The 24,223-nt window shown below is 62.4% G+C and carries 19 protein-coding genes and 1 pseudogene; 16 read left to right on the top strand and 4 right to left on the bottom strand.

What is annotated here, in order from left to right; translation table 11 throughout:
* Positions 1-7 precede the first annotated feature (7 nt).
* Positions 8-1,093 (bottom strand): polyamine ABC transporter substrate-binding protein, encoded by a 1,086-nt coding sequence (locus KW062_RS14995; RefSeq protein ID WP_105754159.1) that lies wholly within the window; start codon positions 1,091-1,093, stop codon positions 8-10.
* Between the two features lie 102 nt (positions 1,094-1,195).
* On the opposite strand from KW062_RS14995, the gene KW062_RS14990 reads away from it, so the two are divergent.
* The 4 genes from KW062_RS14990 to KW062_RS14975 all read left to right on the top strand — a co-directional run bounded on the left by KW062_RS14990 (position 1,196) and on the right by KW062_RS14975 (position 4,760).
* Complete coding sequence (locus KW062_RS14990) at positions 1,196-2,092, top strand: LysR family transcriptional regulator (RefSeq protein ID WP_027620909.1); 897 nt, start codon at positions 1,196-1,198, stop codon at positions 2,090-2,092.
* A 119-nt stretch (positions 2,093-2,211) separates the two neighbouring features.
* Positions 2,212-3,654, top strand: a complete 1,443-nt coding sequence (locus KW062_RS14985; protein ID WP_027620908.1) for a nucleobase:cation symporter-2 family protein — start codon at positions 2,212-2,214, stop codon at positions 3,652-3,654.
* Positions 3,655-3,715: 61 nt separating this feature from the next.
* Positions 3,716-4,189 (top strand): LEA type 2 family protein, encoded by a 474-nt coding sequence (locus tag KW062_RS14980; protein ID WP_105754158.1) that lies wholly within the window; start codon positions 3,716-3,718, stop codon positions 4,187-4,189.
* A 25-nt stretch (positions 4,190-4,214) separates the two neighbouring features.
* Complete coding sequence (locus KW062_RS14975) at positions 4,215-4,760, top strand: GNAT family N-acetyltransferase (RefSeq protein ID WP_105754157.1); 546 nt, start codon at positions 4,215-4,217, stop codon at positions 4,758-4,760.
* Here KW062_RS14975 and KW062_RS14970 read toward each other — a convergent pair.
* On the bottom strand, positions 4,753-5,673 hold the full coding sequence (locus tag KW062_RS14970; RefSeq protein WP_027620905.1) for a carbon-nitrogen hydrolase family protein: 921 nt from the start codon (positions 5,671-5,673) through the stop codon (positions 4,753-4,755). The genes KW062_RS14975 and KW062_RS14970 overlap by 8 nt on opposite strands.
* A gap of 84 nt (positions 5,674-5,757) precedes the next feature.
* Here KW062_RS14970 and KW062_RS14965 point away from each other — a divergent pair, with 84 nt between their 5' ends.
* Entirely contained in the window at positions 5,758-6,678 is a 921-nt protein-coding gene (locus KW062_RS14965; protein ID WP_105754156.1) for a LysR family transcriptional regulator, read from the top strand.
* A 3-nt stretch (positions 6,679-6,681) separates the two neighbouring features.
* Here the strand turns inward: KW062_RS14965 and KW062_RS14960 are convergent, their stop codons facing one another.
* Entirely contained in the window at positions 6,682-6,933 is a 252-nt protein-coding gene (locus KW062_RS14960; RefSeq protein WP_027620903.1) for a hypothetical protein, read from the bottom strand.
* A gap of 164 nt (positions 6,934-7,097) precedes the next feature.
* Here KW062_RS14960 and KW062_RS14955 point away from each other — a divergent pair, with 164 nt between their 5' ends.
* The 4 genes from KW062_RS14955 (at position 7,098) to KW062_RS14940 (ending at position 13,912) form a co-directional block, all read left to right on the top strand.
* Positions 7,098-7,415 carry a DUF883 family protein gene (locus tag KW062_RS14955; protein ID WP_027620902.1) on the top strand — a complete coding sequence of 106 codons (318 nt, stop codon included), beginning with the start codon at positions 7,098-7,100 and terminating at the stop codon, positions 7,413-7,415.
* A 136-nt stretch (positions 7,416-7,551) separates the two neighbouring features.
* A complete protein-coding gene (locus tag KW062_RS28935; protein ID WP_256350773.1) occupies positions 7,552-12,030 on the top strand; it encodes a dermonecrotic toxin domain-containing protein in 4,479 nt (1,492 codons plus the stop codon).
* 151 nt (positions 12,031-12,181) lie between these two features.
* Positions 12,182-13,168, top strand: coding sequence for a FecR family protein (locus KW062_RS14945; RefSeq protein ID WP_105754155.1), 987 nt, complete (start codon positions 12,182-12,184; stop codon positions 13,166-13,168).
* A gap of 363 nt (positions 13,169-13,531) precedes the next feature.
* A complete protein-coding gene (locus tag KW062_RS14940) occupies positions 13,532-13,912 on the top strand; it encodes a fe2+ zn2+ uptake regulation protein (protein ID WP_027620899.1) in 381 nt (126 codons plus the stop codon).
* A gap of 16 nt (positions 13,913-13,928) precedes the next feature.
* Here KW062_RS14940 and KW062_RS14935 read toward each other — a convergent pair whose 3' ends face one another.
* The gene (locus tag KW062_RS14935) at positions 13,929-14,117 is read right to left on the bottom strand and encodes a hypothetical protein (protein WP_027620898.1); all 189 of its coding nucleotides are present in this window, start codon (positions 14,115-14,117) and stop codon (positions 13,929-13,931) included.
* An 88-nt stretch (positions 14,118-14,205) separates the two neighbouring features.
* Between KW062_RS14935 and KW062_RS14930 the strand changes: the two are divergent.
* From KW062_RS14930 to KW062_RS14900, 7 genes and pseudogenes are all read left to right on the top strand, one after another.
* Positions 14,206-14,613 (top strand): annotated as a pseudogene (locus tag KW062_RS14930) (copper resistance protein B); the annotation flags it as partial.
* 42 nt (positions 14,614-14,655) lie between these two features.
* Positions 14,656-15,105, top strand: coding sequence for a DUF411 domain-containing protein (locus KW062_RS14925; RefSeq protein ID WP_105754153.1), 450 nt, complete (start codon positions 14,656-14,658; stop codon positions 15,103-15,105).
* Complete coding sequence (locus tag KW062_RS14920) at positions 15,105-15,539, top strand: YqaA family protein (RefSeq protein ID WP_105754152.1); 435 nt, start codon at positions 15,105-15,107, stop codon at positions 15,537-15,539. The genes KW062_RS14925 and KW062_RS14920 overlap by 1 nt, the downstream gene beginning before the upstream one ends.
* Positions 15,540-15,999: 460 nt before the next feature.
* Positions 16,000-17,571 (top strand): glycogen synthase GlgA, encoded by a 1,572-nt coding sequence (gene glgA / locus KW062_RS14915; protein WP_105754151.1) that lies wholly within the window; start codon positions 16,000-16,002, stop codon positions 17,569-17,571.
* A 10-nt stretch (positions 17,572-17,581) separates the two neighbouring features.
* Positions 17,582-19,378, top strand: coding sequence for a malto-oligosyltrehalose trehalohydrolase (gene treZ / locus KW062_RS14910; RefSeq protein ID WP_105754150.1), 1,797 nt, complete (start codon positions 17,582-17,584; stop codon positions 19,376-19,378).
* Positions 19,371-21,452 (top strand): 4-alpha-glucanotransferase, encoded by a 2,082-nt coding sequence (malQ, locus tag KW062_RS14905; RefSeq protein ID WP_105754149.1) that lies wholly within the window; start codon positions 19,371-19,373, stop codon positions 21,450-21,452. The genes treZ and malQ overlap by 8 nt, the downstream gene beginning before the upstream one ends.
* Complete coding sequence (locus tag KW062_RS14900; RefSeq protein ID WP_105754148.1) at positions 21,449-24,223, top strand: malto-oligosyltrehalose synthase; 2,775 nt, start codon at positions 21,449-21,451, stop codon at positions 24,221-24,223. Before malQ ends, KW062_RS14900 begins: the two co-directional genes overlap by 4 nt.

Here is a 24,223-nt window from a genome sequence, read left to right as displayed (position 1 = left end):
ATCCTTGTTATTGGCGGCTACGGAAAGTGGTCCACAGGCGAGTACGCTGGCGCAGGTCCTTGAGGCTCATGCTGCGGTCGGCGTACAGACGCTCACGCACGGCGGGCGGTGGATAGATATCGGGATCATTGCGCACGGCCGCATCCACCAGCGGCGTCGCCGCCTGGTTGGCCGTGGCGAAAAACAGCGTGTTGGTCAGTGCTGCCACGGAGTCGGGGCGCAGCATGAATTCGATAAACGTGTGGGCGACTTCAGGGTGCGGCGCGTCCTTGGGGATCGCCAGGTTGTCCTGCCAAACCAGGGTGCCCTGGGTGGGAATCCGATACGCGACCTCAAAGGGCTTGTTAGCCTTGCGCGCCTGATCGGCCGCCATGCTTGCGTCGCCGTTATAGGTCAGGGCCAGGCACACGCTGCCATTGGCCAGGTCACTGATTTGCCGCCCGCTGGCGACATACAGCACCGACGGCTGCAATTGCAGGAGCAAGACCTGAGCCGCAGCCAGATCGTCCTTGTCGGTGCTGTAGGGATCTTTACCCAGGTAATGCAGGGCCAGACCGATCACCTCTTGCGGCGAGTCGATAATGGCAATTCCGCAATCCTTGAGCTTGCTGGCGTATTCCGGCTTGAACAGGATGTCGAGGCTGTTCAATGGCACGCCAGGCAGGCGCTGCTGAACCGCCTCAACGTTCATCCCCAGCCCCAGGGTGCCCCAGGTGTAGGGCACGCCGTAGCGGTTGCCGGGGTCGACGGCGGCGAGCTTTTCCAGCAAGTCCGGATCAAGGTTGGCGTAGCCCTTTAGGGAATCGTGGGGAATGGCCTGCAGTGCGCCCGCCGCCAGGCCACGGGCCAGCACGCTGGACGACGGCACCACCACGTCATAGCCGCTGCCACCCGTGAGCAGCTTGGTTTCCAGGACTTCCGAGCTGTCGAAGGTGTCGTAGCGCACCTTGATCCCGGTTTCCTGCTCGAAGCGCTGCAGGGTCTGCGGGGCGACGTAATCGGCCCAACTGTAGAGATTCAGCACCTGGTCTTCAGCCTGGGCCGAGACCGCTGCCGCGAGCAGCAATGCGGGAAACGCATGTTTAAGAGCCATGACCAGCACCTGGAGCCATTGAAGTGCTTGCAGGATGCAGGGCAAGATACATCGTTAAAATCTCAAGTTAATCACCCTGACTTTATGCTGGAGTAATGTTTGATGCTCGGCCAACTCCATGACCTCGACCTGCAGTTGCTACGCCTGTTTGTGAGCGTGGTGGAATGCGGCGGATTCAGTGCGGCCCAGGGAGAACTGGGGCTGAGTCAGTCGAGCATCAGCCAGCACATGGCCCGGCTCGAGACCCGCCTTGGCTATCGCCTGTGCAGCCGTGGCAAAGGCGGCTTCAAACTCACGGCCAAGGGCGAACAGTTGTTGCTGGCGACCCGTGGTCTGTTCGAGTCCATCGAGACTTTTCGCCATCAGTCCAATGGGGTCGCCGGACGCCTGATGGGTGAAGTGCGCCTGGGACTCTCCGAAGCGCTCGACCCCTCGGTGCTGCAACGCGTGGCGCGGGCGATCAGCCACTTTCGCCAGCGCGACGAGTCCGTGCGCCTGGAGCTGATCAGCGCCATGCCCGGGGAAATGGAGCGCCTGCTGTTGCAACAACGCCTGGACCTGGCCATCGGTTACTTCTCCCAAGCGCAAAGCGCGTTTGACTACCGCCCACTGTTCAGTGAAACCCAACACCTGTACTGCGCCGCCGGGCATCCGCTGTTCAGCCTGCCTGAGCCCGACGCCACGGCGCTGGCGGCCGGCGACCTGGTGGAGCACCCCTACCGCTTCCTGCGCAATGACCTGCCCCTGCACAACCGGGTAGGTTCAGCGCGTTCGGAGCAGGTCGAAGGCACGCTGGCGTTTATCCTCAGTGGCCAACATGTCGGCCATCTGCCCGAGCACTTTGCCCGCAGTTGGCAGGACCAGGGCCTGCTGAAAGCCATCGGCCAGCCGCAGCACAGTTTCGAGGTGGCCTTCCACCTCGCCCGGCATCGCGCCCAGGTGCCGGGGGATGCGCAGGTGGCGTTCGAGGAGGATCTGTTGGCGGCCTTCGAACAGTAGGCCATTGACCCAAACATGAATAACTTTCAATGCTTTAGTCGGTTGTCGCTGTAGATGAGTGCACCTTTCTGGCATCCTGCGCCTCCTTTTTCCGACCAGACCCTACCGGCACCTTTCCCGTGACCTCATCCGACCACGCAAAAACTGCCCCACATTCCGACCTGATCTACGGCCTCTACGACCGCCCACACTTCACCGCGACCATTTTCGCCGCGCTGCAACACGTGCTGGCGAGTTTCGTCGGGATCATCACCCCGACCCTGATCATGGGCAGCGCCCTGGGCCTGCACAGTGAAATTCCCTACCTGATCAGCATGGCGTTGTTCGTCTCGGGCTTGGGCACCTTCGTCCAGGCTCGGCGTTTCGGCCCCATCGGCTCGGGACTGCTGTGCCTGCAAGGCACCAGTTTTTCGTTCATCAGCGTGATTCTCAGTGCCGGCTTCATGGTCAAGGCCCGGGGCGGCGGCACCGACGAGATCCTGTCGACGATTTTCGGCGTGTGCTTCTTCGCCGCCTTTATCGAAGTGGTGCTGAGCCAGTTCATCGGCAAATTGCGCATGCTGATCACGCCGGTAGTCACCGGCACCATCATTACCCTGATGGGCCTGTCGCTGATCAAGGTGGCGATGACCGACATTGCCGGCGGCTTTGGCGCCACCGACCTGGGCGGCGCCCATCACCTGGCCCTGGCGGCGCTGGTGCTGGGCACCATCGTCGTGCTGAACCGGGTCGACGTGCCCTTCCTGCGCCTGGGGGCGATTGTGATTGGCCTGACCCTGGGTTATCTGGTGGCCTGGCTGATGGGCGACGTCGACTTCGCGAACATGACCGACGTGCCGCTGATGAGCGTGCCGGTACCGTTCAAATACGGCTTCAACTTCGACTGGGTAGCGTTCATTCCGGTGGCGGTGATTTTCCTGGTTTCGCCGCTGGAAGCCGCCGGTGACCTGACCGCCAACTCGATGATTTCCCAGCAGCCGGTCAAGGGCCCGGTGTACATCCGCCGGATCAAGTCCGGGCTGTTGGCCGATGGCCTCAACTCGGCCATGGCCGCCGTGTTCAACAGCATGCCGATGGTGACCTTCGCGCAGAACAACGGCGTGATCCAACTGACCGGCGTCGCCAGTCGCTACGTGGCGTTTTTCATTGCCGGCCTGCTGGTGCTGCTGGGGTTGTTCCCGATGATCGGCGCGGTGCTGCAACTGATGCCCAAGCCGGTGCTCGGTGGCGCTGAACTGGTGATGTTCGGCACGGTGGCAGTGGCCGGGGTGAAGATCCTCGCCGAAGCCGGGCTGCACCGGCGCAATATGCTGATCGTGGCCATCTCCCTGGGCATGGGCCTCGGTGTGGCGGCGGTGCCGGAAGTACTGCGCGAATTGCCCAAGGCGCTGCACAACATCTTCGAATCGCCGATCACCGTCGGCGCGTTGTGCGCTATCGTGCTGAACATGTTCCTCCCGGAAGAATTCATCGAACTGCAAGAAGACGACTTCGACCCCGAAGCGTCGGTCCTGCAGGTCATGGAAAATCCGGACGTTGCCCCTCACGGATCGCGCCCCTGAACGACTGCCGCCAGGTGGGTCGAACCGCGAAGGGTCGACCCTTACTGACGAGAGCCTGTTCATGCTTCGATTGTTTTTTTCAGGCCTGTGCCTGTTGCTCCTCAGCCTTGGCGGTTGCGCGCTGTTTCCCGACCGCGATCCGCTGAACATCAACGTGGTGGGCCTGGAACCGCTCACAAGCCAGGGCATGGAAGTGCGCTTCGCGGTGAAGATCCGCGTGCAGAACCCCAACGACAATCCGATCGACTACAACGGCGTGGCCTTGAACCTCGAGGTCAACGGCCAGCCGCTGGCGTCGGGGGTCAGCGATCAACGGGGCAGCATCGGCCGGTTCTCCGAAGCGGTGGTCACAGTGCCGGTGAGCATTTCGGCGTTTTCAGTGATGCGCCAGACCCTCGGCCTGAGCCAGACCCAATCCCTCGACAACCTGCCCTATGTGCTGCGTGGCAAGCTGGCGGGCGGCCTGTTCGGCACCCAGCGCTTTGTCGACAGCGGTCAGTTGAGCCTGGCCAGCCCGCTGGCGGGCGCCCGTTAACCGTCTCAAGGAAGAGCTTTGCAGCATGGCCGATTACCCGACGCTGTACACCGAGCGCCTGATCCTCAAGCCGCTGGAACTGGCGGACGCCGAGGCGATCCAGCAACAGTTCGCCCACTGGGAGGTGGTGCGCTACCTCAATGCAAGGGTGCCCTGGCCGTACCCGGTGGATGGCGCCCTGCACTACCTGCAAGACATCGCCCTGCCGGCCATTGCCCGGGGCGAAGAATGGCACTGGTCGCTTCGCCTGAAGTCCGCGCCCGATCAACTGATCGGCAACATCAGCCTGATGGACGAACAGGACAACAACCGGGGTTTCTGGATGGGCCTGCCCTGGCAAGGCCAGGGGCTGATGGCCGAAGCCTGTGCGCAGGTCACTCGCTACTGGTTCGAGGACCTTGGCCGCGATTGCCTGCGAGTGCCCAAGGCCTCACCCAATCTGGCCTCGCGGCGCTTGTCGGAACGCAACGGCATGCGCCTGATCCGGATCGACGACGATGAATTTGTCGGTGGGCGTTATGCCCGCGAGACCTGGGAAATCACCCGCAAGGAATGGCGCCGGCTCAAATGAAGCGCACGCCTGGTTTGGCCCGCTGATCGACACTTAATTCAAACACGTCCGGGCGCGCGTAGTGCCCGACCACGTCAAAGTCATAGCGGGCGCGGACCAGTTCATCGGTGTCGATTTCTGCGCAGAGCAGGCCCGGGCCATCGCGCAATGGACCGGCCAGCACATCGCCCATCGGCCCGATGATCACGCTGCCACCGGCAATCAACGGCCGCTCTGCCGGCCAATTGCTAACCTCGATTCCCAGTTTTTCGGGCGAGGCCTGGACCTGGCAGGCACTGACCACAAAGCAGCGTCCCTCATGGGCAATGTGGCGCATGCTCACTTGCCACATTTCCCGCTCGTCCACCGTCGGCGCACACCATAACTCCACGCCCTTGGCGTACATCGCGGTACGCAGCAACGGCATCATGTTCTCCCAGCACACCGCGGCGCCAATCCGCCCCAGCGGGCTGTCGAGCACCGGCAGGGTCGAGCCGTCGCCCTTGCCCCAGATCAGCCGTTCGGTGCCAGTGGGCATCAATTTGCGGTGTTTGGCCACTAGCCCGCGCTGCGGGTCGAAGTACAGCGCGGTGCAGTACAGGGTGCTGGCGTCCCGCTCGATCACGCCGAGCACCAAATAAGCGCCGGTGCGCGCACTCAACCCCGCCAGGGCCTCGGTTTCCGCACCTGGCACGTCGATGGCGTTGGCAAAATAGCGGGCATAGGCGTCGCGACCTTCCGGCAGGCGATAGCCCAGTTGCGTGCCAAAACCCTCGCCCTTGGGGTAACCACCGAGCAGCGCTTCGGGCATTACCACCAGCTCGGCACCAGCGTCGATGATTGCCTGTTCGTAGGAAAGGATCTGTTCCAGGGTTTCGCCCTTGCCACCTGGCAAAGAACCGATCTGCAGCGCGGCAACGATGGACTTGGGCATGACGGTGACTCCCTGAGAATGAGGTATTGCTCATTCTCAGGCGGCCATGGATCATCAATAAAGTCCCATTCGCTGCTAAATGATATGAGCCAAATGAATATCACCGACATTGACCTCAACCTGCTGAAAGTTTTTGAAGCCCTGCACGACGAGTCCAGCGCCAGCCGGGCGGCGCTGCGCCTGGGGGTCACCCAGTCAGCGGTGAGCGCGGCGTTGCGGCGTTTGCGCGAGGTCTATGGCGATCAATTGTTTGTGCGCACCGGCCGTGGCCTGGCGCCGACCTTGCGGGCCAACCAATTGAAGCCGGTGCTCAGTGATGCCCTGAACAAATGCCGGCAAAGCCTGGCCATGGTCGACCCGGCGGCCGAGGACTACGACGGCCGTTCGGTAATCGTCGGCATGTCGGATGATTTCGAGATTGCCTACGGGCGGCGGCTGATCGAAGAAATTGCCCGCCGGGCGCCGAAGTTGCGCCTGATTATCCGTCAGAGCCACAGTCAGATCGTCGCTCAGGCGCTGATGGAGCGCAGCCTTGACCTGGCGATCAGTGCCGGTGGTTTCAGCGAGCGGCTACTGAGCCGGCAGGTATTGGGGGAAGGCGACTATCGGTGCCTGGTGGATGCTGCAAGCCTGACGCCGGGGCAGCAAGCTCTGGCATTAGAGGAGTTCGTTCGGCGCGAGCACATTCTGGTGTCGTCAGGCGGGTTCATTGGTATTACCGATGAAGGCCTGGCCAGCCTTGGCCTCGGGCGCAGGGTCTGTGCCTCCACCAGCCACTTTGCCGCACTGCCGTTTCTGCTCAAGGGCAGCCAGGCAGTGGCGACCATCCCCGGGCATGCCGCACAGGCTATTGCACAACTGAGCGGCCTGGCACTGCTGCCCTGCCCGCTTGAGCTGCCGCGTTATCCGATCGAACTGGGCTGGCGCACCAGCAGCCAACTGGAACCGTTACTGCTGAAAGTGCGCGAGGCGATTGTCGCTAGTTTCAGCCGCCAAACACCGTGAATCCTACTTGGCCGCCATCAGGCGATTGACTTCACTGCGCACCATGTTGGCGAACTCCGGCGGCGACATGCCGTCCAGTTCGGCACGCACCCACTCGGCCCACTTGCCCTTGCGCTTGGCGCGCTCACCGAACAGGCGCGCGGCTTCGCCCTTGGATTTACCGAGGTTGCTCTGCCAGAGGTCGAACAGGCGTGACTTTTCATCTTCAAGCGCGGCGCGCTCGGCGAGGGATTTGTTGGCCAGATTGAAACTCATCGGGGCATTACCTGCTGCATAAATAGGTGACATCTTACACTGTAGGCAGAAATCTCCAGAGACGGATTTCCAGTGCACTGAGGATTCAACGCAAAAAAGCTGCAACTTTTTCCATTTGCCTACACTCCATTGTTCATCTTCACATACCAGCAAGGAGTCACCCGATGGCCCGTAGAACCGCCAGACAAGCCCAGGATGAGCAAATCAAGGACCAGGCCTTCAGCGAGCTGCAAGCGCTGATCGAAGAATCGGAAAAACTGCTCAAGAGCAGCGCCTCCCTGGTGGGCGAGGAAGCCGAGAGCCTGCGTGGGCAGATCTCCCTGAAACTGCAACAGGCCCGCGACTCCGTGACCAGCGTGCGCGAGCGCACCCAGCCAGTGGTTGAGGCCACCGAAACCTACATCGGCGGGCATCCATGGCAAACCGTGGCAATCTCCGCAGGTTTTGGCCTGGTGGTCGGGTTGCTGCTCGGACGCCGTTGAACGACCCATTGCCTGAGGCGTGGCGAGACTCGCCACGCCGCTTTTAATTATCTACCGCCCGCACCTGCCGTTCGGCCCTTAGCGTTATGGCTCCTGAGCGCGATGCCCTGTCGTCGCTCGATACTGAGACCACGCTATGCCCGAACACACCCTGCCGCTGTTTTTCCCTGAGGCCCTGCGAGACTACAGCGCCCTCACTCCGCGCCTGAGCGCAACGTCATGGTCCCTCGCCGACCTGGCCTGGTTACATACCGTTGATCTGCCAAGCCACCCGCAACGCTCGAGCCAAACACCGCCCATGACGGTCGAGAACATCTTGCTCAAGGTACCGAATGAAGACCCCATTCCTCTGGCGGGCAGCTTCCTGATGCACCCCGCGCCCGGCGGCAACCAGGCCGTCCTGTACACACCCTATGGCGGGCTGGAGAAGTTCGATGACCGGCAGACGCTGCTCAATACCCTCTCGACCCGGCTCAAGGCCCCCGCCACCCGCAACGATCTCCTGGCGTTCCTGCCGATTTCCCGACGCGCAGCGCTCAAGGTCGATACCGTGCTGACGCTCACCGGCGAAGTGATCGACGGTTCGGTCTTCCAGGCCCAGGCCGAGATATTGGTGCGCAGTCACCGCGCCAACCTGCGCGTCATGCTGGAACAGTTGGAGCACATACCGACCCTGGCCGCGATGCTCAACGAAGTGGCCGACAGCATGCTGAGGCGGCAAATGCCTGGCGTGGCGCAAGCCCGAACCCAAGTCAGCTACGGTTCCGCGCCTGCCAACGGCCAGACATCGCTGACCCGCGAGCCTTTGAGTGACGCCCTGCTGCGCAATTATTTGCACCAGCCTTGGCCCGCGACCCGGCTGCGGCACTTTTCCAACCCGCAACTGCCCAACGCTGGCCCGGAGCAGCAACGCTACTGGGCGCTTGCGCTGACGCAGATCTGCGCGGATCTGCCGGCCATGCTCGAGAGCCAGATGCAATCCTATTGGCGCACGGAAGTCAGCAGCGGTGTCAGCCGCCGAGAGTTTTTCGCCCAGGCCATGGCCGACAAAGCCAGGACTGACCTGCTGCTCAAGCGCCAGCAGGCGATCATCAGTCCCGAGCAAAGCCAGGGGTTGCATGCACGCCTGGGATTGCGCGGCGCATCTGGCTCAGCGCCGGACTCTCTGGGCCAGGCGCAGAAAATCCGCCTGTGGGAAACCCGTGAGCACTACGCAGAACTGGCGGGCAGCATGTTGCTGATCGATTACCAGGTCGCCTACCTGTACACCCAGCCCAAGGGTTTGCAGGTGCTCAACAGCCTTGCCGACCTCAAATCGAACCTGAGTGTCCTGAAGACCCACGGTGGTCTCGACGACCCGCTGTGCAACCTGCTGACCCTGGCCGAAAGAGACTTGCTGCTTGGCTTCGATCAATTTGATACCTCACAGGCCAGCCTGTCAGGCCCCGCATTCACGGGGCTGATCGACGCGATCATTGCCAAGCAACAAGACAACATCCGCTATGCCGTGCAGACCTGGCGTAACAGTGGAGGCGCCTTTGACTTGCAGGCGCTGTTCGACCAGGCCCAGGACGTGCGCGGCATGATCGACAGCCAATTGCTCGACGTTGCCGGCAACGGGCGCTGGCCAGTCCCGACCGGCAATGCCAATGATCATAGATCCTCGATTGTCCTGGCCATGCAGGCAGCCTTGGCAATCAAGAAACTGCACAGCGTGCAAGCCGCGCTGGACCTCAAGGCCGCTGCGCGACCCGCCAGCACCCAGGCGCAGCAACGGCTATTCCTGCAGTCGATCAAGCCAGACCTGGCCCAGGCCATGGCCGTGGGCATTCGCACCGAGGCACGCCTGCGCGTACTCGACAAAACCCTGGGCAACGACGAAAAAGCCATCGTCGATACCGTGCTCAATCCCGACAAACCGGTCCCCGCCCAGCGCAACAGCCTCAACGGCTTCCGCCCGGACGCCTTGTCCCTGACCCTGGAGTGCGCGCAAGAGCCCAACCTGATTCCCTTGGCCAACTGCCTGTTGTTGACCGAGCGCGGTGGCCAGGATTCGTCAACGTCCGGTCGCGCCATCCTGTGGACGCCAGCGCTGGGGCTGGAAAGCTTCAGCTCACTCGACAAGGCAAAAGAGGCGTTGCGCCAACGTCTGCGAGACCCGGTCAAGCGCCTGATGCTGCTGGAGAATATTTCGCGCACCCAGTACCACCCTCATTGCAACTACCACCTGGGCTCGTTGCGCCTGATTGCGCGCAATGTGCTCGAAGATCGACAGCAGTCAGCCATTGACTGGCTGCTCGCGGCAAACGCCCACGCCCGCTTGTTGCAACGGGCTGCCGGGGTGACGGTGCCGGAACAGGAACACTATCCACAGGTGGCAACTGCACTGAGTCTGCAGCGCGCCACCGAGATAGCCCGGGCCATCGTCACCCGACAAGGGCTGCCGCTGTGGTTGAGAACCGCCAACAACGATGATCTCCAGCACCACATCGAGTTGTTGGAACAAGTACGGCGCAGCACTGAAGAGGGCAAGAACTATCTGGATGACACGCCGCTGCTGGCCACGCGTCGACAACGTTTTATCCGCCAACTGCCCTGGCAAGTGCTGTTGTACGCCCACATGCTCAAGCTGCAAGGCAAACTCAGCAACACCGGCTACCTGTTGCTGCAGCAGGTCATGGACATGCCCGACGCCGTTGCCCGAGCCAGCGTCGTCGGCGCTAGGGCAACGATTCGCCCACTGGGATTGGTCGCGGGCCCTGGCGATGCGGTGATTGAAGTGCCGGGGTTGTATCTGATTGGTGAGGGCAGCAGCGGCATACAAGTCCTCTACGCGCCTTATGAGCAGGAACTGGCGCTGACCGAGTACGCCGATGAAGCTGCCCTCCTCGCTGCCCTGGCGTTGGCCGGCCCGCTGCAGTCGTTGCTGCTGGAGCGGTTGCAGGAGCCCGACAAGACCACCTGCAGGAACCTATTGGCCAGTCACACCACGCGAACCGTGCACCTGGCTAACCAGCCCATTCAGGGCAACGTCTTGCGGCGTCTGTTCGACGATAACCACAGGTTGCTGCCGCAGTTGCTGGGCAGCCCGTCAAAACCCGAATCACTGACCGACTGGCAGGCCCTCGGCGCCCTGGTGGCCAAAGGGCTGCGCTTTGCCGGGCGCTTTGTGCCGGGGAAACTGGCCGTTCCTTTGTCCCTTTGGCAGAGCTACCGCGCTTTTGAGCAATCGGCCGAAGCGCTGCAGGACCACCATTGGAAAACCGCGCTCTCCAGCTTCATCAACGGCGCGTCGCAGTTGGTGGAGCTGGGCAAGGTCATGCCGGATTCCGCCAGCGGTCCAACGCCCTCGGCGTCCGCCGACACCCCTGAACCTATTGACGTCACCGCCCCCGCCCGCACTCAGTTGCAAAGTTACGAGGCCGGCGACGTCGAGCTGAATCAAATCGGTGCGGCAGACGCCGAGGGACGCTATACCGCCATCGACACCGGACGACGCTACGTCCCGGTGCAGGGCAAGGTCTTTCAAATCGAAGACCGCGCCGTGGTGCCGCAAATCGTCAATGCCGAACAGGCAGGCCCTTATCTGCAACGCGATGGCAGCCAGTGGAGCCTGGACCCGGACGAGCACAGCGTGCATTTCGGCAAGGCCATGTCCAGGCTGCACAACAAGTACAAAACCCAGGTCGAGGTACGCCACTTGATTAATGTCGAAGCCCGGGGCATGGACGCGATTCGCCAGCTCTATCCGGATCGGGCCAAGCAAATCGTGCAGTCACTGGAACTGGCGCGCTACTACGCCTTCAATAGCCTGTACAACCTCGGGCAACTCGGCTCCGGCCAGAGCAACAGCCGCCTTGAAGCCTTCATCAAAACCTTTTTCGATGTCGACAACGTCGATGAGAGCCTCATCAAAAGGATCAAACACACCATCGTGCCGCTGTGCAAGGCGCTGGTGGATCCGAGCCTCGACCAACTCGATCACAAACGTTTTGTCGTGGGCTCCAGTCATTACCCGGCCATCGGCGTTATTGCCTTTGTCGTCACTGAAGACGAGTTGCAGTCCGTGCATTTCACCGAACATTTTTTCAAACAGGGGCTGGACATCTACGAGGGGGCGCTGACGGAAGACTTTGATATCCTCGGTCACGCCCAGGCTGCCACGCTGATTCACGAGTTCTCCCACCTGTTTTCGGACACCTGGGACATCGCCACCCTGGAAGCCCGGCGCCCGTTCAGCGACTTGATCTCCAGCGTCGAGCCGCAGCACCTCGAACTCAAGGGACAGTTGGAAAGTTTTCAGCGCGAAGCCTTGTCCCTGGCCACGCCCGCCGAGGAGCTGTTTGCGTTCTGGAACCACGCAGAGAATAGATGGGAAGACTTCGATGAGACCCCGGGCGTCCATCGCTTGCGCAGTGTGGTCAGGAAAACCACTGGCGCAATCGACATGGCTGCCGCGCGCACGGCATTCCTCGACAGCACCTCGGCGCAGGCGCGGATCAACACCATTCTGCGCAACGCCGACTCGCTCGCGCGCCTGATCTGTGAGATGGGTCGACGCCTTGATCCTGAGTCAACGCCGTCACCGAGCAACGATTACCAGACCACTGCTTGACGCTTGTTACCCTCCGATCGGGGTACTGCAACCGCAGTCCTCCATCGGCGGGCGATTAACGAAAAAAGCGTTCACTGATATGTAAACGCCATGATGGCGGTTCTCGCGAGCTCGGCGCGAAGGTTAGAATGCAGGAAATCAGGAAGAGTCAATGAGCCAAAACCCCCTAACGCCCGCAGAGTTCGACGCCGTAACCACCGCCGCCGCGCATTGGTGCATGCGTTTGCATGCCAGTGACTGCACGGATGCCGAGCGCCTGGCGTTCAGCCAATGGCGCGATGCTCACCCGCAGCATGCTGCCGAATATGAGGCAATGCTGGAGATCTGGGAGGTCAGCGAGTACTTGCCGCATCCGACGCCGCCGTCCGCTGTTGGCAAACCCCTGGCGCGCCCAAGCTGGCAGCGCTTGGCAATCGCCGCGGCGATCTGCGCCATGGCCTTGCCGCTGGCCGCCTACAGCGGCTGGCAAATGGGCTGGCTGCCGGATTCCTACGAGCGTTTCGAAGCACAGGGGGCGCTGCGTCAGGTGACCCTGGCCGATGGCAGCCAGGTCGAACTGAACATCGGCACGGTGCTGACCTACCGCAATTACAAGGATCAGCGGCGGGTCACCCTGAAACAGGGCGAAGCCTTCTTCCAGGTCAGCCATGACGCCACGCACCCTTTTGTGGTCAAGGCGGCCGAAGGCCAGATTCGCGTCACCGGCACGCAATTCAACGTCTGGAAATACCAGGATCAGGTACGCGTCACCCTGGTGCAGGGGTCGGTGCTGGTCACCAGCAATGACGCCCTGCGCGGCGACGGCTTACGCCTGGCGCCGGGCATGCAGGCGCGTTACAAGGGCGGCGACTACCAGCCACAGATCAATCAGACCTACGCCAATGACAGCTCCCTGGCTTGGCGCGACGGCCGGCTGGTGCTGGACAATCTGACCCTCAGCGATGCCCTGCCGCTGATCAATCGCTACTTGAAAACCCCGGTGATGCTGGCTGATCACGAAACCGGAATGATCCGAATCGGTGGTGTCTACAACATCAGTCAGATCGACAGCCTGGTGCCCTCGCTGCCCCAGGTGCTGCCGGTTTACCTGAGCCGCAATGCCGAGGGCAATCCGATCCTCAACTCGCGGCCGTTGTAGGAGCGTTGCTCGCTCCTACAGATTTTATGCGCGCCACAGCCTCTGTGATCGACCACTAAACCACTGTGGGAGCGGGCTTGCCCGCGAAAAACCGGAGAGCGCCGCGTTGCCATCCTTCACGTCTTTCGCGAGCAGGCTCGCTCCGATTACAGGTTTTGTCGCCATGAGGCTTGCCATGGAAACGAATCAGCGGAAAATAAATGGCCTGCCATCGGCCCGAAATACCGGCGCCTAACCCTGCGCTCACGTACTTTCGACAAAATTTCTACATTCAAGCCTTCATGATTCGTGCAGCTCATTCGTCTTAATGACAGAGAGCACTCATCACCTCTTCCTGATCAGGCTCTGAAAAGGAGTTTTTGCATGTACAACTCGCAATTACCAACGGACGGTAAATCAATGCCGCAAGGTGTTTCCCTGGGTCAGGACATGGCGGTATTCGGTAAAAGCACCGAGCGTCACGGCAATGAGCGAATTCGACAGTTGCTCAAGCACTTCGGCCTGCGCACCAGCCTGATTCGCCTGAAAGTCATAGACGCTCTGCTGGCTGCCGCCGATAGCGGACATCCGGTCGGTGTCCGCGGGATTCACAGTCACCTGCTGGAGCTGGACATTCCGCTGTCCTTTCTCAGCGTGCGCGAAGTACTCAAGCGCCTGTGCAGCGAGGGCGTCATCGTCCTCAATACGGACAAGAGCTACAGCCTGCACCCCGAGGCCATTGGCACGCTGCAGCGCTTCGACTGAACGCCGGAGGCGTCGCTCAGGGCTTGACCTTGCGACGCATCACGCCGTTGATCACCACCACCGTCACCGCCACGGCGATGGCGATGTACTGGAATGTCTTCTCGCTGATCATCCCGGCGTTCTGCAGATACGACAGCCCGAACATGGTCGCCAGGACCACCAGGGAAATCAGAATCGAGTATTTCAAGCGTTGCGACTGGGTCATTGCGGGTTCCTGAACCAAAAGTTGAATCCGGTGGAGTGCGCAGTGCAATGCACGGCGCGCGCACATGGTACAGGCCACAGTGGCATTTGGCTCGCGCACACTGTGCAGGCCGACCGATGCCGACCGCCGCGCCGCCTTCGGCCAGCAGGGTCTGGCGCTGTATAACTTTGAAACACAAGCCACGGCGTTCTTCGGCGAAAACGGTCAGAATGCCCTCCGCCTTGAGGGCGAATACGACATTTTGCTGACCAACCGCTTGATTCTGCAGCCCAGCGCCGAGGCCAATTTCTACAGCCGAAACGATCCCGGGCGGCGCATTGGATCAGGCCTGGCCAACCTTGAAGCCGGCCTGCGTTTGCGTTACGAAATCGTCCCTGAATTCGCCCCCTACCTTGGCGTGACCTGGAGCAATGCCTACGGCACTACCGCCGACTACACTGGCGCGGACGGTGATCCGCGCAGTGAAGCGCGCTTCGTCACCGGCGTGCGACTGTAGTTCTGAGCCTCCCTGAACGCTGAATCGACAAAGAGACCCGCTATGCTCACTTCCTCCCTGCGTCTGGCCGCCCTCGGCGCGCTGCTCATCGGTTCCCAGGCCCTCGCCGCCGAACTGATTCCCATCGACGTCCACCGCGATGCCAATTGCGGATGCTGCAAAGCCTGGATCAGCCATATGGAGCAAAACGGCTTCAAGGTCACTGACCATGTCGAGACCGACATGAGTGCAGTCAAGCAACGGCTGGGCGTTGAGCCACGCATGGCGTCCTGCCATACCGCCGTGATCGACGGCAAATTCGTCGAGGGCCACGTCCCTGCCGAGCAGGTGCTGGCATTGAGCAAACGCGCCGACCTCAAAGGCATGGCGGTGCCGGGCATGGTCACCGGCTCGCCCGGCATGGAAATGGGCGACCGGGTCGATGCCTATCAAGTCATTGGCGTGAGTCAAAGCGGCAGCGATGAAGTGATCGCTGACTACCCTGCCCAATAATGCCGGTCGGTTACTTCGGGCTGTTTATCGCCGCCTTTGGCGCCGCGACGCTGCTGCCCCTGCAGTCCGAGGCCGTGCTGGTAGGGTTATTGCTCAATGGCCAGTACGGGATGTGGCTGCTGTTGGCCGTGGCCACCGTAGGCAATGTGCTCGGCTCGCTGGTCAACTGGTGGCTGGGACGGCGCATTGAACGCTTCAAGGATCGACGTTGGTTTCCAGTCAGCCCTGCGCGCCTGGAGCAGGCCGGCCAGCACTACCGGCGCTACGGCCACTGGTCGTTGCTGCTGAGCTGGCTGCCGATCGTTGGGGACCCCCTGACCCTGGTCGCCGGCGTGATGCGTGAACCCCTCGCCCGTTTTCTCCTGATCGTGACCCTGGCCAAGGGTGCGCGCTATGCCGTGCTGGCCTGGGCCACCCTGGGCTGGCAGCCCTGAGCAAGCACTGATTCGGTGCACACCCCCTTCTGACGCGCTCCCCGCGCTGGCATGCGCCTGCCTTTTTTTGCTCACGGCGCCCTGAAAAACTGCCCTTCGTCGGTGCAATTGTCACAAATATCCGGTTGAGTTCAGTGAAACAAAACCGATTGTCGAACAATCCAAAAACCGCCGTACCCCGCTCTAGCTTCTGGCCTAGACTGCTTTTCGCACGGTGCGACCGATCAGTCATATTGCGAGGAAATAATCGAAACTTTCCGTAACCGTGACAGGTCAGGTGACAGGAGGGGTCAGAGTCACTGGTGCAATCCTTGCAATAGTTCACCACAGCCTGGGTAGTTCACCACGTCGCGGCGCCTTTGCGCAGCGGCGTGTGGCGATTTAGCGCCCGGTCACAGGGAATGACCACCCGCAGTTCCGATGAGATGCCTGAATCAGATCAATAAAACGGGAGAAACACATGAACAGTGCCGCCTTAGAAATCCAGGGAGAGCTGAGCCACCCGGTCAGGGACGAATCGACGTCCATGGCCATCCTGGCCCCGGGTGCAAAGACGGTACTGCCTACCCCACGTCAGAATCCGAACAAGAAAAAAGTTCTGTTTGTGACGTCGGAGATCGCCGATCTGGTCAAGACCGGCGGCCTGGGGGACGTTTCCGCTGCGCTGCCCAGGGCCATGGCCCATCTCCACGACGTCCGGGTGTTGATCCCGGGCTACCCGCAAGTGATACACAGCGACAACCCGATCCACATTATTGGTGAACTGGGCGGGCATGCCGCCCTGCCCCCGTGCAAGATCGGCCGCATGGACATGCCCGACGGGCTGGTGATCTATGTGTTGATCTGCCCGGAACTGTACGAGCGCGAAGGTTCGCCCTACGGCGCCAACAACGGTCGCGACTGGCCTGATAACCATATTCGCTTCGCCCGCCTCGGCCTGGCCGCCGCCGACATCGCCGCCAACCTGGCACAAATCCACTGGTGCCCGGATCTGGTGCACGCCCACGACTGGCCTGCGGGCCTGGCACCGGCCTACATGCACTGGCGTGGCCAGCGCACCCCGACCTTGTTCACCATCCACAACCTCGCTTACCAGGGCGTGGTCAGCCTGGCCTCGTGCCCGGAGCTGGGGATTCCGGAACACGCCCTGCAGCAGGAAGGCATGGAGTTCTACGGCAAGCTGTCGTTCCTGAAGGCCGGCATGGCGTATTCCAGCCATATCACCACGGTTAGCGCGACCTACGCCCAGGAAATCACCACCCCGGCGTTCGGTTGCGGCCTTGATGGCTTTCTCGCGAGCAAGACCCAGCAAGGCCTGCTCAGCGGCATTCCCAATGGCATCGATGAAAGCTGGGATGCGGCCACCGATCCGCACCTGTCGTGCCCATTCAGCATTGGCGACTGGGACGGCAAGGCCGCCAACGCCGCCCAGGTGCGCACTCTGTTCGGCCTGGCCGACAGCAGCGGCCCGTTGTTTGCGGTCGTCTCGCGGCTGGTCTACCAGAAAGGCCTGGACCTCACCCAAGGGGTGGCCGAGTACATCGTCAAATCGGGTGGGCAGATTGCAATCATCGGTCGTGGCGAACCGGAAGAAGAACAGGCCATGCGCGACCTGGCCCTGCGTTTCCCCGGGCAGATCGGCGTGCGGATCGGTTTCAACGAGACCGATGCCCGGCGCATGTTTGCTGGCAGCGACTTTTTGCTGATGCCATCGCGTTATGAACCTTGCGGCCTGAGCCAGATGTACGCCCAGCGTTTCGGCTCGCTGCCGGTGGCCCGCAATACCGGCGGTCTGGCCGACACCATCGAAAATGGCGTGACCGGTTTCCTCTTCGACGAGTCCACCGTGCCCAGCTATGAGGAAGCGCTGAGCCGGGCCTTCAAGGTATTCGCCTACCCCGACCTGCTCAACGCCATGCGCTGCCGGGCCATGGCCGCACCCTTCAACTGGTGCAAGGCGGTCGAACCCTACGCGGAACTCTACGAACAACTGGTGGCCAAGGCACTGGGCAGGTCGATCAAGCATCAATAAGGAGGCCTGAATGCCGATACGGACGCTGGAAACCTGGACGCATGGCGCCGTCATGCTGGATGCACAGCACACCCGCTTCGCGTTGTGGGCGCCCGACGCCTTTTACGTCAGTCTGGAATTGGTCGATGGGCAGTCGCTGCCGATGCTGCCCCGGCCCGATGGCTGGTTTGTAATCAAGGCTCGATGTCCGGCCGGCACCCGCTACCGCTTCAGCATTGATGGCGAGCACAATGTCCCCGACCCGGCGTCCCGCGCCCAGGTCGAGGGGCCCGATTCGGCCAGCATGGTGGTCGATCCACTGACCTACCACTGGCAACACAGCGCATGGCAAGGCCGGCCCTGGCATCAGGCGGTGATCTACGAGCTGCACGTTGGCTTGCTGGGGGGCTTCAGCGCAGTTCGCGGCCACCTGCCACGCCTGGTGGAGCTGGGGATCACGGCAATCGAACTGATGCCACTGGCGCAGTTCCCCGGCGAACGCAATTGGGGCTACGACGGCGTCCTGCCCTATGCACCGCAGTCCTCCTATGGCTCACCCGACGAGCTCAAGCAGTTGATTGACGCGGCCCATGGCCTGGGGCTGGCGGTGATCCTCGACGTGGTCTACAACCACTTCGGCCCGGACGGCAGTTACCAGCACCAGTACGCCAGTCCATTTTTTCGTCAGGACCACCAGACGCCCTGGGGGGCGGCCATCGACTTTCGCCGGCGCGAGGTCCGTGACTTTTTTATCGACAATGCGCTGATGTGGTTGCTCGAATACCGCTTCGACGGCCTGCGCCTGGATGCCGTCCACGCCATCCAGGACCAGGATTTTCTCCAGGACCTGGCCAAACGGGTCCGCCAGCAGGTGGATCCGGGCCGCCATGTCTGGCTCACCGTGGAGAACGAACACAACCAGGCCAGCCTGCTGCAGCAGGGCTACGATGGCCAATGGAATGACGACGGGCACAATGCCTTGCATGTGCTGCTGACCGGTGAGACCGAAGCCTATTACGCTGATTTCAGCCAACAGCCCTGCGCCCTGCTGGCCCGCTGCCTGAGCCAGGGTTTTGTCTACCAGGGGCATCCCGATCGCCATGGCAAAGCCCGCGGCGAACCCAGTGGGCATCTGCCGCCCACGGCCTTCATCCTGTTTCTGCAGAACCATGACCAGATCGGCAATCGGGCCTTTGGCGAGCGACTGCAGAAATTGTGTCCGCCAGCAGCCTTGCACGCCGCCACAGTGCTGTTGCTGCTATCGCCGATGATCCCCTTGATGTTCATGGGCGACGAAGTGGCCGCGAGCGAACCCTTTCTATTTTTCACCAGCCACCAGGGCGAGTTGGCGCAAGCCGTGCGCGAAGGTCGACGCAATGAATTCGCCTCGTTCAAGGCGTTTGCCGATACCCACGTGCGCCAGCGCATACCCGACCCCAACGCCCGAGTCACCTTCGAAGCCTCGCGTCCGCAATGGCGGGACGAGGAAAACCCCACCCACGCGCTTTACCGGCAACTGCTGCAGGTGCGCCAGCGCGAACTCAGCGAACGCCTGCCCGGCACCCGCGCCCTGGGCGCCACCGTCCTCGGGCCCCAGGCGCTGAGTGCGCGCTGGCAACTGGGCGATGGCAGCGTGTTATGCATTGAATTGAACCTCGGCCCCGGTGCCGTTGCCCATAAACCTCAAGCCGGGTCGCGGCTGCTAGTCGAATACCCACAGCACGCCTGTACGCAATTGCATCAGGGCCGCCTGACGGCCTATAGCGCAATTGTCAGCCTGACCCCCGCGAAGTCCTCCCAACCCCTGCCGGAGAGTGCCAATGAGTGATGCGCAACTGGAAATACTCGCCAGCCAGGCTGGCCTGGCGGTGGACTGGATCGATGCCAACGGACGGCCGCAAAAAGTTCAACCCGCTGTTTTACGCGCAATCCTCACCGGTCTCGGTCACCCGGCCGGCAGCGCCCAGGAAATCGACGCCAGCCTGTTGGAATTGCAGCAGCGCCGGGCCCTCAACCCGCTGCCGCCCCTGCTGACCGTGGATGTCGGCAGCGGACTGAACCTGAGCCGCTACTTCGCTGCACACACGCCGTGCGAAATCCAACTCGAGGACGGCGCGATCCTCAACCTGAAACTCGACGATGACGCGGTCCTGCCCGGGCTACTGCCGGTGGGCTATCAGGAAGTCAGCATCGTCGGCCAATACTTCACCCTGGCCGTCGCGCCCCTGCAATGTCACAGCGTCGCTGCGGCGGTCGACAGTGAAGTGCCTCGGGCCTGGGGCCTCAGCGTGCAACTCTATGCTTTGCGCCGCGCTGGCGATGGCGGTTTCGGTGACACCCAGGCCCTCGAAACCCTGGCCCGGGTGGCCGGTGAGCGAGGCGCCGAGGCGTTAGCAATCAGCCCGATGCACGCGATGTTCAGCAACGATCCGCAACGCTACAGCCCCTATTCGCCGTCCAGCCGGCTGTTCCTCAATTACCTGTATGCCGCCCCCGGGGAAATTCTCGGTGAACGCGCCCTGCGCCTGGCGATCGAAGCGTGTGAACTGGGCGACGAATTGCAGCGCCTTGAAGACCAGCCACTGGTGGATTGGCCAACGGCCGCCAGGACCAAACAGCGGATATTCGAGGCGTTATATGAAAGCTTCAGTCAGGGCGACCATCCGCTGCATGTCGATTTCAGCAGCTTTCGCCACAGCGGCGGTGAAGCCCTGGAAAACCATTGTCGATTCGAGGCCCTGCAGGAGGCCCGCGCCGCCCGTGGCGAAAGCCTCGACTGGCGCCACTGGCCGGAACACTGGCGCAATCCGCGCAGCCCTGAACTGGCGGCCTTCGCCGAGGAAAACAGTGGGCGCATTGGTTACTACGCCTTTTGCCAGTGGCTGATCGCACGCTGCCTGCAACGCGCGCAAAACGTCGCCCGCTCAAGCGGCATGGGCATCGGCCTGATAGCTGACCTGGCAGTGGGCGCGGACGGTGGCGGCAGCCAGGCCTGGAGTCGCCAGGACGAATTGCTTGCCGAACTGACGGTCGGCGCGCCGCCGGACATTCTCAACCGCAGCGGCCAGGGCTGGGGCATTTCGGCGTTCTCCCCGGAGGGCCTGATACGCAACGGTTTCCGCGCGTTCATCGAAATGCTTCGGGCCAACTTCGCCCATGCCGGCGGCTTGCGCATCGATCATGTGATGGGCCTGCAACGCCTGTGGGTGATCCCCCTGGGCGCCCCGCCGAGCGATGGCGCCTACCTGTACTACCCGGTCGACGACTTGCTGCGCCTGCTCACCCTCGAATCCCATCGGCATCAGGCAATTGTCCTCGGCGAAGACCTCGGCACTGTCCCGGACGGATTGCGCGACAAGCTGGTGGCGCGCTCGATCCTCGGCATGCGTGTGTTGCTCTTCGAGCAGGACCACAACACCCGCTTCCGGCCGATTCTCGATTGGCCGGACAACGCCCTGGCCACGACCAGCACCCACGATCTGCCGACGCTCAACGGCTGGTGGCACGGCCGCGACATCGAATGGAACGTGCGCCTGCAACTGATCGACGAACAAGGCGAACAACACTGGCGCGAGCACCGCCAGCGCGAGCGCGACGGGCTGCGCCATGCCCTGAGCCATGACCCGCAGAACTTCCGCGAGGAACGCCACGAAACCGACCAGATACTCGATGCCAGCGTGCGCTTCCTCGGCCACACCCGCGCGCCCCTGGTGTTGCTGCCGCTGGAGGATGCACTGGGCCTGGACGAACAGGCCAACCTGCCCGGCACCATTGACAGTCACCCCAACTGGAGCCGACGCCTGCCGATGAGCAGCGACAAACTGCTGGATGACGAGGATGCGGCGCGGCGCCTGGAAATGCTCGCCTGCGCGCGCCTGCAGGCGGTCGAGCGTGACCGATGATCGAGACGCTGCGCGCAACCCTGAGGTTGCAGTTTCATCAGGGCTTCACGCTGGACGATGCGGTGCCACTGGTGCCGTACTTCGCCGAACTGGGCATCAGCCACCTGTACGCCTCGCCGCTGCTCAGCGCCCGGCGCGGCTCGATGCATGGCTACGATGTGGTCGACCCCAGCCAGGTCAATCCCGAACTGGGTGGCGAGCCGGCCTTGCGCCGTCTGGTGGAGGCCTTGCGCGCCAGAGGCATGGGCCTGATTCTGGATATCGTGTCCAATCACATGGCCGTCGGTGGCAGCGATAACCCCTGGTGGCTCGATTTGTTGGAGTGGGGTCGCCTGAGTCCCTACAGCGAATTCTTTGATATCCAGTGGCACTCGCCGGACCCACTGCTGGAAGGCCAGTTACTGCTGCCGTTCCTTGGCAGTGACTACGGCACCGCGCTGCAGGAAGGCAGCCTGGCACTCAAGTTCGATGCTCGACGCGGGGTGTTTTTCGCCGAGCATTACGAGCATCACTTTCCGATCTGCCCCAACGACTATGGGCTACTGCTGCAGGGCGACGACCTGCTGGATAGCACTTCGGCCGCAGCACTCAAGGCCCTGGCCGATCAGTTCACCACCCTGCCCGATCAAAGCGACGCCTACGCTCGGGCCGGGGCCTTGAAACTGGCCCTGAAAGCCCTGGCCGAGAACCCGGCAATCGGCCGTTGCATCGTGGCCAACCTGGCCCGTCACGACGGCCGCCAGCCCGAAGGTTTTGCCCGCCTGCACAGCCTCCTGGAGCGGCAGAGCTATCGCCTGGCCAGTTGGCGCACGGCAGCCGACGACATCAACTGGCGGCGCTTTTTCGATGTCAACGAATTGGGGGGGCTGCGGGTCGAGCGTCCTGCGGTGTTCGAGGCCACCCACCGGAAAATTTTTCAGCTGATTGCCGCTGGCCTGGTGGATGGCTTGCGCGTCGACCACGTCGACGGCCTTGCCGATCCCCGGGGTTACTGCCGCAAACTGCGCCGTCGGGTAGATGCCCTGATGCCCGGCAGGCACCTGCCGATTTACGTCGAGAAAATCCTCGGTGAAGGCGAAAGCCTGCGCCGCGACTGGCAGGTCGATGGCAGCACCGGCTACGAATTCATGAACCAACTGTCGCTGCTGCAACAGGACCCGAAAGGGCAAACGGCATTGGCCGAACTCTGGCAGCGCCACAGCGGCCGCAGCCCGATGTTCATCGAAGAGGCGCGGCTGGCCCGCGAGCAGATTCTGCAAGGCTCGCTGGGCAGCGATTTCGAAAGCGTGGCCCAGGCCCTGTTGCAGGTGGCGCGTGACGACGTAATGACCCGCGACCTGACCTTCGGCGCGATCCGCCGGGCGTTGCAGGCGCTGATCGTGAACTTTTCGGTGTACCGCACGTACATCAGCGCCCGCGGCCGTTCGCGTGCTGACGAGGTGTTTTTTCAGCAGGCACTGCAGGGTGCTCGCCTGACCCTGAACGAAGCCGACTGGCCGGTGCTGGACAGTATCGCCCTGTGGCTCGGCGGCCAGCCGTGGCGCCAGCGTCCTCTGGGCCGCCCGCGCAAGATCCTCAAGCATGCCTGTGTGCGCTTCCAGCAACTGACGTCGCCGGCCGCCGCCAAGGCCGTCGAAGACACCGCGTTCTATCGCCACGGGGTGCTGCTGTCGCGCAATGACGTGGGCTTCAACACCGAACGCTTCAGTGCGCCCCTCGATGATTTCCATAACGCCAATATCCAGCGCCAGGCCCACTTCCCGGACAACCTGCTGGCGAGCGCCACCCATGACCACAAGCGCGGCGAAGACAGCCGTGCGCGCCTGGCGCTGCTCAGCGAACGCAGCGCCTGGTATGCCGAACAGGTGGATACCTGGCGCACGCTGGCCGAGGCCTTGCGCGACGACCCTCAGGCACCCTCTACGGGAGACGAACTGATCCTCTACCAAAGCCTGATCGGCAGTTGGCCGCTGGGCCTGTGCAGTGATGATCCTGCGGCGATGGCGGATTATTTCGAGCGTGTCTGGCAGTGGCAGCAAAAGGCCCTGCGCGAAGCCAAGCTCAACACCAGCTGGAGCGCCGCCAATGAAGCCTATGAGCACGCCAGTCGGACATTCACCGAGCGCTTGTTGCTCGCGCCCGAAGGTCTGGCCTTGCGCAGTCGGATTGCCGAGACGGCCCAGGCGATTGCCTGTGGCGGCGCACTCAACGGTTTGGCGCAAACTTTGCTGCGCATGACGGTGCCGGGCGTACCCGACCTGTACCAGGGCAACGAGTTCTGGGACTTCAGCCTGGTGGACCCGGATAACCGCCGAGCGGTGGACTACCCGGCACGCAAACAGGCACTGCAAGAGGTTGCAGAGGCAGGGCAAATGCTCGGACGGTGGCAGAACGGACGCATCAAGCAGGCACTGATTGCCCGCACCCTGGCGGTGCGCGGCGCGCACCCGGAATTGTTCCGCCACGGCCGTTATCTGCCGCTGCCGGTACTTGGCAGCCAGGCCGACAAGGTCCTGGCCTTTGCCCGCGAATATCAGGGGCAATGGGCGCTGGTGCTGGTGCCGGTGCGGGTCGCCAGCCTGCTGGAAAGCAGTGCCCAGCCCCAGGTTCCTGCCCTGCGCTGGGGCGATACGCGAGTGGTTTTGCCGTTCAACCCACGCAATCAAAAACTGAAGGGACTTTTTTCCACCGTCGAAGTCACACACCCAACAGAGCTGCCAATCAGCGCCGCGCTGGGAGACTTTACGGTCAATGTGTTTATCCAGGCTTGA

Source organism: Pseudomonas fluorescens (assembly GCF_019212185.1).
Taxonomy (GTDB): domain Bacteria; phylum Pseudomonadota; class Gammaproteobacteria; order Pseudomonadales; family Pseudomonadaceae; genus Aquipseudomonas.
The sequence above is the reverse complement of the archived record's forward strand: the minus strand, read 5'-3'. Positions and strand labels throughout refer to the sequence as shown.

What these genes read in the sequence shown, in the direction of transcription:
- KW062_RS14960 (WP_027620903.1), bottom strand. Translation starts at nt 6,933, where the DNA reads ATGAGTTTCAATCTGGCCAACAAATCCCTCGCCGAGCGCGCCGCGCTT.
- KW062_RS14955 (WP_027620902.1), top strand. Translation starts at nt 7,098, where the DNA reads ATGGCCCGTAGAACCGCCAGACAAGCCCAGGATGAGCAAATCAAGGAC.
- glgA (WP_105754151.1), top strand. Translation starts at nt 16,000, where the DNA reads ATGAACAGTGCCGCCTTAGAAATCCAGGGAGAGCTGAGCCACCCGGTC.
- KW062_RS14975 (WP_105754157.1), top strand. Translation starts at nt 4,215, where the DNA reads ATGGCCGATTACCCGACGCTGTACACCGAGCGCCTGATCCTCAAGCCG.
- KW062_RS14940 (WP_027620899.1), top strand. Translation starts at nt 13,532, where the DNA reads ATGTACAACTCGCAATTACCAACGGACGGTAAATCAATGCCGCAAGGT.
- treZ (WP_105754150.1), top strand. Translation starts at nt 17,582, where the DNA reads ATGCCGATACGGACGCTGGAAACCTGGACGCATGGCGCCGTCATGCTG.
- KW062_RS14900 (WP_105754148.1), top strand. Translation starts at nt 21,449, where the DNA reads ATGATCGAGACGCTGCGCGCAACCCTGAGGTTGCAGTTTCATCAGGGC.
- KW062_RS14995 (WP_105754159.1), bottom strand. Translation starts at nt 1,093, where the DNA reads ATGGCTCTTAAACATGCGTTTCCCGCATTGCTGCTCGCGGCAGCGGTC.
- KW062_RS14990 (WP_027620909.1), top strand. Translation starts at nt 1,196, where the DNA reads ATGCTCGGCCAACTCCATGACCTCGACCTGCAGTTGCTACGCCTGTTT.
- KW062_RS14935 (WP_027620898.1), bottom strand. Translation starts at nt 14,117, where the DNA reads ATGACCCAGTCGCAACGCTTGAAATACTCGATTCTGATTTCCCTGGTG.
- KW062_RS28935 (WP_256350773.1), top strand. Translation starts at nt 7,552, where the DNA reads ATGCCCGAACACACCCTGCCGCTGTTTTTCCCTGAGGCCCTGCGAGAC.
- KW062_RS14945 (WP_105754155.1), top strand. Translation starts at nt 12,182, where the DNA reads ATGAGCCAAAACCCCCTAACGCCCGCAGAGTTCGACGCCGTAACCACC.
- malQ (WP_105754149.1), top strand. Translation starts at nt 19,371, where the DNA reads ATGAGTGATGCGCAACTGGAAATACTCGCCAGCCAGGCTGGCCTGGCG.
- KW062_RS14925 (WP_105754153.1), top strand. Translation starts at nt 14,656, where the DNA reads ATGCTCACTTCCTCCCTGCGTCTGGCCGCCCTCGGCGCGCTGCTCATC.
- KW062_RS14980 (WP_105754158.1), top strand. Translation starts at nt 3,716, where the DNA reads ATGCTTCGATTGTTTTTTTCAGGCCTGTGCCTGTTGCTCCTCAGCCTT.
- KW062_RS14970 (WP_027620905.1), bottom strand. Translation starts at nt 5,673, where the DNA reads ATGCCCAAGTCCATCGTTGCCGCGCTGCAGATCGGTTCTTTGCCAGGT.
- KW062_RS14965 (WP_105754156.1), top strand. Translation starts at nt 5,758, where the DNA reads ATGAGCCAAATGAATATCACCGACATTGACCTCAACCTGCTGAAAGTT.
- KW062_RS14920 (WP_105754152.1), top strand. Translation starts at nt 15,105, where the DNA reads ATGCCGGTCGGTTACTTCGGGCTGTTTATCGCCGCCTTTGGCGCCGCG.